The organism is Pseudomonas sp. SIMBA_067, assembly GCF_046534675.1.
In the GTDB taxonomy this organism is placed as follows: Bacteria; Pseudomonadota; Gammaproteobacteria; order Pseudomonadales; family Pseudomonadaceae; genus Aquipseudomonas; species Aquipseudomonas putida.
In genome coordinates this window covers 1-294 of record NZ_JAWRYH010000241.1, presented here as the reverse complement: position 1 = coordinate 294, position 294 = coordinate 1, and the positions used below count along the sequence as shown (strand labels likewise).

1 pseudogene is annotated in these 294 nt (G+C 63.9%); it reads right to left on the bottom strand.

What is annotated here, in order from left to right:
- Positions 1-294 (bottom strand): annotated as a pseudogene (locus SB765_RS28920) (acetoin dehydrogenase dihydrolipoyllysine-residue acetyltransferase subunit); the annotation flags it as partial.

Below are 294 nucleotides of genomic sequence, written 5' to 3'. Positions count from 1 at the left end.
CGCGATCACGCGACGTTCGACGGCCAATGCCGGTTGGTTGAACAGCCAGTTGTTCAGGTCACCCCCGAAGCCATGGATCAGCACCAACGGTGTGGCGCCCTCGCCGAGGTCGAGATAGCGCAGCAAACGCCCGCCCAGTTCAACCTTCTGCGCGCTGGGGCCAGACGCTTGGACTTCATCCGCGCTGGCGACAAACCCGGCGTTGAAGCTTTCGATCACTGCATCAATCTGCGCGTCGGTGGCCTCGCCCTCCACCACAATCCCCAGCAACGCCCCCACCGGCAACGTCTCGTC